Origin of the sequence: Corallococcus sp. CA047B (assembly GCF_003612065.1) — a bacterium.
GTDB lineage: Bacteria > Myxococcota > Myxococcia > Myxococcales > Myxococcaceae > Corallococcus > Corallococcus praedator.
Map to the genome: position 1 here is coordinate 1 of NZ_RAWD01000712.1, position 579 is coordinate 579.

The 579-nt window shown below is 68.7% G+C and carries 1 protein-coding gene; it reads left to right on the top strand.

Translation table 11 applies throughout. The features are described from left to right. Nucleotides 1-115 precede the first annotated feature (115 nt). The coding region (locus tag D7X74_RS42305) for a translation initiation factor IF-2 N-terminal domain-containing protein (protein WP_199742032.1) at nt 116-579 on the top strand (464 nt) is incomplete at its 3' end.

Sequence of the window (579 nt, forward strand, 5' to 3'; positions counted from 1 at the left end):
GGTGGGTGGAGAGGTTGCGGGGGAAGGTGGCTGTTAAGCACCACTCGCACACAATTTCGGCTTTGGACTAGGGTGCTCGGCCTCGTCGCTGGCGGAGCAGAAGGCCAATCAAGGTATGTCGAAGAAGCGCGTTCACGAAATCGCCAAGGAGCTCAAGAGCCACGGGATTGAGCTCGACAACAAGGAGGTCGTGACCGAGCTCTCCGGGCTGGGTTACGACGTCAAGAGCCACTCGTCCTCTCTGGATGACGACCAGGCCACCGCCGCGGTCCAGAAGATCCTGGACAAGCGCAAGCCGAAGCAGGCCGCCGCGCCCGTCGCCGCCAAGGGCTTCGTGGTCCGCCGCCGGGTCGGTCCGCCGGCGGGCGCCTCCAACACGGAGGCCCAGGACGCCTACGCCCAGTCGAACGACCAGGGCTACGACAATCCCGACACCTCGTACGAGCAGTCCGCTCCGTCCGAGCCGGCGGAGGCCGCCCAGGCCGCCGCCGTGGAGACCGCTCCCCCCATGGTGGAGCAGGCCCCCCAGGCGCACGCCGCCCCGGAGGCACCGGCCGTGACGGCCGCGCCCCCTGAAGC